The 1,986-nt window shown below is 46.7% G+C and carries 4 protein-coding genes; 3 read left to right on the forward strand and 1 reads right to left on the reverse strand.

Annotation, left to right across the window (positions count from 1 at the left end):
- The 3 genes from ACTHUE_RS16950 to ACTHUE_RS16960 all read left to right on the forward strand — a co-directional run.
- Positions 1–385: HAD-IA family hydrolase (locus ACTHUE_RS16950; RefSeq protein ID WP_440424035.1), on the forward strand; the 385-nt coding region annotated here is incomplete at its 5' end.
- Positions 386–485: 100 nt separating this feature from the next.
- Positions 486–947 (forward strand): recombination regulator RecX, encoded by a 462-nt coding sequence (gene recX / locus ACTHUE_RS16955; protein WP_070461394.1) that lies wholly within the window; start codon positions 486–488, stop codon positions 945–947.
- Positions 948–1,022: 75 nt separating this feature from the next.
- Positions 1,023–1,184, forward strand: coding sequence for a hypothetical protein (locus ACTHUE_RS16960; RefSeq protein WP_039861975.1), 162 nt, complete (start codon positions 1,023–1,025; stop codon positions 1,182–1,184).
- 119 nt (positions 1,185–1,303) lie between these two features.
- On the opposite strand, the gene ACTHUE_RS16965 is transcribed toward ACTHUE_RS16960, so the two are convergent.
- The coding region (locus ACTHUE_RS16965) for an ACT domain-containing protein (RefSeq protein ID WP_440403032.1) at positions 1,304–1,986 on the reverse strand (683 nt) is incomplete at its 5' end.

Genomic DNA, 1,986 nt, shown 5'->3' on the forward strand with positions numbered 1-1,986 from the left:
GTCCTTGGGTATTCCATTGTTTGTCATTACCAATAAAAATGAAATCCTTGCTGCTGAGTTGCTGAAACAACTCAATCTCGACGGCTATTTCAGCTTGGTTCTCGGCGGAGACAGCCTGACTGAGAAAAAACCCAGCCCATTGCCGCTTCAACATGCGGCCGAAGTTTTGGGCATCGACGTTGCCAATATGCTGATGGTGGGCGACTCCAAAAATGACATTATTGCCGCCAAAGCGGCCGGTTGCTTCAGCGTCGGCGTAACATTCGGCTACGGCGACATGACCTTGCTCTCCCAAGACAAAGCGACCAAACCTGATTTGTTGATTCGAGCCCTGCCTGAAATCTACGAAAATCTGCAACCGCAAAAAAACAAAGACGAAGAATAATTCGGCTTTATTTTCAGACGGCCTTTTTAGTGCTTTCACCTAATCAGGCCGTCTGAAATGTAATTCAATGTAGTTTAAATCCCTCCCCTTCCATATCCCCATGAAACCTCCCAAAACCTTACGCGCCCGCGCCTTGGATATTCTTTCCCGTCAGGAAGTCAGCCGTGTCGGCTTGAAACGCAAACTGACTCCACACGCTGAAAGCGAAGAAGAATTGGAAAAGGTTTTGGACGAATTCGCCGAACGAAATTGGCAATCCGACCAACGTTACGCAGAAGCCTATATTCACAGTAAAAGCAACCGTTACGGCACGCTCCGCCTCAAACAAGCCTTGGCTCAACAAGGTATTGATGCAGATGACTGTCGGGAGTTCCTACCCGACAGAGAGGACGAGCTGCAAACCGCTATTTCCGTCTTGCGTAAAAAATTCAAGCAAGAAGCTCAAGATTTGAAAGAAAAACAAAAACAGGCGCGTTTCCTTGCCTATCGCGGCTTTGGTGCCGACACCATTCAGACGGCCTTAAAAACCGCGTGGAATGAAGACGAAGACTTCTATCAATAATCATTCCCACTTGAATCTTTGCTTCTATCGGCGTACCCTTACGCTTTTATTCAATAATTCAATCAGAGTTTCATCATGTCCGACAAACCGCACGATACACCAAATCCCCTACTCGAAGACGAACGCAAAAATCCTGTTTACCGCTTGGGTCAGGCAGTAGCCGGATTCATGTTGCTGGTTTGGGCCGGCGTTTTGGCCTTGGTCTTCTTCTTGGTTTTCCGTTTTTGGTTGAGTTAAACCCAATCCAATTACAAAAAAGCCATAAACCCTCTTAAAAAGAAGCCAACAGCTTTTATTTGCAAACATCAAAAAGGCCGTCTGAAAACACTTTCAGACGGCCTTTGCTTATAACGAGATTATCCTCGAATCACTTTACGGATATTCGGATTGGCATGCATTGCATGAATAATCTGATTAACCTGATCCAAGTCTTTGACTTTAATTGTGAATTTAAATTCCACAAAACCTTCCGTTCCTGCTTGCGCTTTGGTTGGCGTATCGACAGATTCGATATCCGCACCAGAATTGGAAATCGCTTGCGCCATTGAGGCAAGCAAACCATGCGCATCTTCGGATTTGACATTGAGGATGGTGCGGTACGTTTGATTGCGCATACTGTCCCAACCGGCATCGAGTTGCTCTTCCGGATCGGCTTTGACCAAAGTTTGACAGGTATCACGGTGGATAATCATGCCCTTGTCTTTGACCAATAAGGCGCGAATCGGATCGCCAGGGATCGGATGGCAACACTCGGCAAAATGAATCCGGCCAGTTTCTTGATCGTTGACTTTGATCGGGCTGAGTTTGACTGTACTGCCAAAATGTTGGCCCGCCAACTCGGCAATGTGCATGGCAACGTGTACCGGCAAAGTATGCCCCATACCGACATTGTAGAGGACCTCTTCAAACGAGGTTTGTTTGGTATTCAAATCGGCAAGGTATTTTTCTTTGAGGTCGTCTGAAAGCAGGATGTCTTTAGGCAACAGGCTGGATAAAGCTTTTTGCAGCAGGTTCTCACCCAAAACAACGGCATCGTGAC

The sequence above is a fragment of the Neisseria sp. P0021.S005 genome (assembly GCF_051956955.1).